At 63.8% G+C, this 5,380-nt stretch carries 4 protein-coding genes; all 4 read right to left on the reverse strand.

Going from position 1 to position 5,380, the window contains the following annotated elements; all coding sequences use genetic code 11:
• On the reverse strand, window positions 1-764 hold a 764-nt coding region (locus ABR948_RS27945; protein WP_428124279.1), incomplete at its 3' end, for an AAA family ATPase.
• Window positions 765-770: 6 nt separating this feature from the next.
• Window positions 771-1,676 (reverse strand): outer membrane protein assembly factor BamD, encoded by a 906-nt coding sequence (locus ABR948_RS27950; protein ID WP_428124281.1) that lies wholly within the window; start codon window positions 1,674-1,676, stop codon window positions 771-773.
• Window positions 1,677-2,091: 415 nt separating this feature from the next.
• Window positions 2,092-3,051, reverse strand: a complete 960-nt coding sequence (gene lpxC, locus ABR948_RS27955) for a UDP-3-O-acyl-N-acetylglucosamine deacetylase (RefSeq protein WP_428124283.1) — start codon at window positions 3,049-3,051, stop codon at window positions 2,092-2,094.
• Between the two features lie 349 nt (window positions 3,052-3,400).
• The gene (gene ftsZ, locus ABR948_RS27960; RefSeq protein ID WP_428124285.1) at window positions 3,401-5,191 is read right to left on the reverse strand and encodes a cell division protein FtsZ; all 1,791 of its coding nucleotides are present in this window, start codon (window positions 5,189-5,191) and stop codon (window positions 3,401-3,403) included.
• Window positions 5,192-5,380: the final 189 nt, after the last annotated feature.

The raw sequence follows: 5,380 nt of genomic DNA on the forward strand, positions 1-5,380 counted from the left end.
GCCCGCCGTTCCAGCCGGCGTACCGCCGCCGACAAGGCCGCCACCGGCGAATGATGGCCGCTGACGGCGTCCTGCGCCTCGCGCAAATCGGTCGCGATCTTCTCGCCCTGCATCATGGTGGTGCGGCGCCCCGCAAGGGCGGCCTCCTCGCCGTCCTTGGGTGCCAGCGCCTTCAGCTCATCGGCGGCATGGCGCAGATAGTCGGCTTCGCGGGCCGCGCGCTCCATGCCGGCGCGATGCTCGTCGAGCACATTATTGGCGGCGCGCCTGGTGTCCCAGAGCAGCTCGAGCGCCGCGACGTCCTTCTCGAGCCCGGCAAAGGCATCGAGCAATTTCCGGTGGGTCGAAGCATCGACCAGCGCGCGCTCGTCGTGCTGGCCGTGAATTTCGACCAATGCCGAGCCGACCGCCTTCAAGGTCTGCACGCTGATCGCCTGATCGTTGATGAAAGCGCGGGTGCGGCCATCGGCAAGCTGCACCCGGCGCAGGATCATCTCGCCGGTATCTTCAAGACCGTTGTCAGCAAGGATCACCGAGGCCGGATGGCCCTTGGGGATATCGAACACCGCGGTGACCTGGCCCTGCTCCGCGCCGTGCCGCACCAGGCCGGCATCGCCGCGGCCGCCGAGCGCCAGCGCGAATGCATCGAGAAGGATGGATTTGCCCGCGCCGGTCTCGCCGGTCAAAACCGCAAGGCCACGGGAAAACTCGATATCGAGCCGTTCGATCAGGACGATGTCACGGATCGAAAGACGGGCCAGCATGCGAGATCAATTCCTACTAGCGAGACCCAGTTTCTGGAAGGCCCTTGAAATGGCGGACCCCCTGTCCTCGCTCGGCTCGAGGCCGCCGGACTTTACAAGATTATAGGCGTCCTTGTACCAGCGGCTGTCGGGAAAATTATGCCCGAGCACGGCGGCGGCGGTCTGGGCCTCGCTGACGACTCCGATCGCCATATAGGCCTCGGTCAGCCGGGCCAGCGCTTCCTCGACATGCCGCGTGGTCTGATACTGGGTCACCACGGTCTTGAAGCGGTTGATGGCGGCGGTGTAGTTGCGCTTTTCCATGTAATAGCGGCCGACAGTCATTTCGCGGCCGGCGAGCTGGTCGCGCGCGGCTTCCAGCTTGGCCTTGGCGCTGACGGCGTATTCCGAGGTCGGGTACTTGCGGACCACCTCATCCAGCGCCGCAATGGCCTTCTCGGTCCGGCCCTGATCACGGCTGACGTCCGGGATCTGGTCGTAATGCGAGGCCGCGATCAGAAATTGCGCATAGGCGGCGTCGGGGCTGCCCGGATGCAGGGTGACGTAACGCGTCGCCGCCCCGATGCAGCTGTCGTAGTCCTTGGCACTGTAGAAAGCATAGGCCGACATCAGCAGCGATTTACGCGCCAGGTCGGAATAAGGATGCTGGCGATCGACTTCCTCGAATTTCTTCGATGCCGCCTTCGGATCGTGCCCTTCGTTCATCAGGAACAAGCCCTCATTGTAGAGCTTTTCCGCGGGCTCTTCGACGAAGGTGTCGTCCTTGGAGAAAACCTTGTCCCAGGCGTCGGTAGCGGCGCTGCATCCGCCGAGCGAGATCGCGAGAAAGGCGAGGCCCGCGGCCAGACGCAATGGCCGACGCAGGTCCGACGTCAATTTGTGGTGTGCGAGCGTCATGCGCTGTGCCGACATTAAACTAAGACCTGACGCTGCAATTTAAGACCTGGCAAGTTTAAGACCTGACGCTGTGATGCCCGCCGCGCGCCCTGCGCGTGGTCATGGACGCGGTGAATGGATGCCCGCGGCACCCTGTGATGCGACCGCACGCCTGTTTAGCCGAAAAAGGACCCTTAACCAATCGGATACGCAGGCATTTCGCCCGGATTAAGGCGGTCCGAGCGGATCGTGGCCAATCATGGTTACTGCGCCAAATCGGAAACGACGGTCAGGACATTTCAAAGGGTGAAAGTCAGGACGTTTCGAAGGCGAAAGTCAGGACATTTCGGAGACGAAAGTCAGGAGATGTCCAAGGGGACGCTCAGGAGACGTCCAAGGGGACGCTCAGGAGACGTCCAAGGGGACGCTCAGGAGACGTCGGAGACGACGCTCAGGACACGTCCGGGCCGTAGGCCGGGGCGACCATGCCACCGACCATGCCGCTGCCGACTTCGGCGTGGCCGCGCGAACGGCGTGCCGTTTCCGCCTCGATCACCCGCCAGGCACTGCGATCGGCCATCAAGGCCGTCAGCACCGCGTGGTTGAGCTTGTGGCCGCCACGCACCGAGCGGTAGGCGCCCAGCAGCGGCAGACCGGCCAGCGCAAGATCGCCGACGACGTCGAGAACCTTGTGGCGCGCGCATTCGTCGGGATAGCGCAGGCCCTCATTGTTGAGCAGGCGGGTTTCATCGAACACCACCGAATTCTCAAACGAGGCGCCCAGCGCAAAGCCCGCGCTCCAGAGCCGCGCCACATCGTTCATGCATCCGAAGGTACGGGCGCGGCAGATCTCGCGGCGGAACCGTTCGGGGCTGAGATCGATCATATAATTCTGACGGCCGATCACCGGATTGGCGAAATCGATTTCGACCTCGGCCCGGAAGCCCGCTGCATAGGGCCTGATCTCGCCGAACGAGTGGCCCATCGTGACCTGCACCGGTTTCAGCACCTGGATGAAACGGCGCGATGCCGACTGGGTAACGATACCGGCCTGATCGATCGCGGCGACGAAAGCGGCGGCGCTGCCGTCCATGATCGGAACTTCCGGACCATCGACTTCGATCGTGGCGTTGTCGACGCCCATGCCGCGCAGTGCAGCAAGGACGTGTTCGGCGGTGGAGACCAGCGGGCCTTCACGGTCGCCCAGCACGGTCGCGAATTCGGTGGCGATCACGGCTTCCGCCGACGCCTGCACTTCGCGGTCGCAACCGTCGGGGTTGCTGCGCACAAAAACAAAGCCCGCATCGACAGATGCAGGCCCGAGCGTCAAATTGACCGGTAAACCAGAATGAACGCCGACACCTGTTACGTTGGCTTGCGACCGAAGCGTTGTCTGCCGGCTAAACTTCATTCGCAAACTGCCCACCGACTTTACTTAAAGATCGAACGACCCGATTAGGCCTACCGATTCGTCTTAAGTATCCCCAAGTCACGGCAGACCATAGTCATTGCCTCAAAGGGCGCCAACTCACGCTTTTTTACCGATTGTTACCCAATCTCTGCCGTATTCACGCCAAAGGTTAACCAAACTCCGCCCCCGAAAGGCGCGGTCTTGATCCCCTTAGTTGACCACGAAATACATAATTAATCATTTAAAATCAGTTGCTTGAGAACGGCGCCGCCGCCACGCCCGGCGCAAAAGAAGAAGGTCCCGGCCTGTTTGGCCGGGACCTTTCATGTCGTCAGAATTGTAACAAACCTCAGTTGGACTGGCGGCGCAGGAAGGCCGGAATATCAAGATGGTCGTCGCCCTGTGGCGCCGCCGCCACAGGCGCCGGACGACCATGCGCGTCCAATCCCTGGGGCGCCGGCCGGCGAGCGTATTCAGATACCGGTTCGTTGGCCGCGATTTGCTGCGCGACCGAGCGTTGGGCCTTGCGCTCCGGCAGCGGCGGCATCGGCGCCATCGCCGGACCTGAGGCGCGGGCCGCGATCGGCGGCTCGGTCTCCTCGTCACGGCGGCCGAGGCCGACATTGGCGAGACGCTGCAGCAGCGACATCCGGGTTTTTTGCGGATGCTCCTCGTCGACTTCACCGCGCGCCTGCCGAATTTCGTTCTGCGCGGGCATCGGCAGATCTTCGAATTTCGGCATCCGGGGGGTGCGAACCGGCGGCCGTTCGGCCGCTTGCGGGATGAACGTATCGGGTGTTGCCGGCTCATGGACCGCGACAGGGGCGACATCATGATCCGGGAACAGGGATGGCTTCTGCGCGATCGGGCGAACCGTGACGTCGCCGTAGGATGCGGGCTGCAGCGGCGCCGATACCGTCGGCTGCGAAGCTTCCGGCGCGACCGCCGCGGCGATGGCCGCGAGCGCCGCACGTTCGACGCTGCCCGAGGTGCGTTGCGGCGGCGCGACGGGAGCCGTCTGCGGCGCAGCGCTCGGCGCCTCCAGCTTCTGGGCGCGTTCGGCCAGGCGCTGGTTATCGGCGCGCAGCCGTGCGGTCAGGTCGGCCAGCCTTGTATCCGGGGTCACGGCATTGGTCACGGCTGCAGCCGGCGTCGTTGAGGCGCGCGAGATCAGCGCCTGTTCGATGCCGGTGGCCACGACGGAAACGCGGATCACGCCGTCGAGGGTCTCGTCGAAAGTGGCGCCGACGATGATATTGGCGTCCTGGTCGACCTCTTCGCGAATCCGGGTCGCGGCTTCGTCGACCTCGAACAGCGTCAGATCCTTGCCGCCGGTGATCGAGATCAAGAGGCCACGGGCCCCCTTCATCGAGGAATCGTCGATCAGCGGATTGGCGATCGCGGCCTCCGCCGCGGTCAAAGCGCGCTTGTCGCCGGAGGCTTCGCCGGTGCCCATCATCGCCTTGCCCATTTCGCGCATCACGGCGCGGACGTCGGCGAAGTCGAGGTTGATCAGGCCTTCCTTGACCATCAGGTCGGTGATGCAGGCGACGCCCGAATAGAGCACCTGGTCGGCCATCGCGAAGGCGTCAGCGAAGGTGGTCTTTTCGTTGGCGACCCGGAACAGGTTCTGGTTCGGGATGATCAGCAGCGTATCGACCACCTTGTGGAGTTCGGCAATGCCGGCCTCGGCGGTGCGCATGCGGCGCTGGCCTTCGAAGTGGAACGGCTTGGTGACGACACCGACGGTGAGGATGCCCATGTCGCGCGCGGTCTTGGCGATGACGGGCGCGGCGCCGGTGCCGGTGCCGCCGCCCATGCCGGCGGTGACGAACACCATATTGGCGCCGGAGAGATGATCGCGGATTTCATCGATGACCTCCTGGGCCGCCGCCGCGCCGACATCCGGCTGCGAACCGGCGCCGAGGCCCTGGGTGACCTGGGTGCCCATCTGCACGATGCGCTGCGCCTTGGACATGGTCAGCGCCTGCGCGTCGGTATTGGCGACGACGAAATCGACGCCCTGCAATCCGGCGGTGATCATGTTGTTGACGGCGTTGCCGCCAGCCCCACCTACGCCAAAGACGGTAATCCGTGGTTTCAGCTCGCTGATGTCAGGGGGTGTTAGATTGAGTGCCATGGTTGCCTCTCGATTACGCGCGCGTTGGTTCGCCCCGGCCGACGGCCGCGGGAATTGGTGAAGATCGAAGGATGCGGAAAAGATTCATCAGAAGCCCTCTCGAAGCCATCGTCCGACCTTTCCGAAATAGCCGTCAGTCCCTGTCCTGAGCTGCCGCGTATGCCGCGGTTCGACGTGTTCAAGATGAGC

The sequence above is a fragment of the Bradyrhizobium sp. genome (assembly GCF_050014615.1).
Lineage (GTDB): Bacteria > Pseudomonadota > Alphaproteobacteria > Rhizobiales > Xanthobacteraceae > Bradyrhizobium.

What these genes read in the sequence shown, in the direction of transcription:
- ftsZ (WP_428124285.1), bottom strand. Translation starts at nt 5,191, where the DNA reads ATGGCACTCAATCTAACACCCCCTGACATCAGCGAGCTGAAACCACGG.
- lpxC (WP_428124283.1), bottom strand. Translation starts at nt 3,051, where the DNA reads ATGAAGTTTAGCCGGCAGACAACGCTTCGGTCGCAAGCCAACGTAACA.
- ABR948_RS27950 (WP_428124281.1), bottom strand. Translation starts at nt 1,676, where the DNA reads ATGTCGGCACAGCGCATGACGCTCGCACACCACAAATTGACGTCGGAC.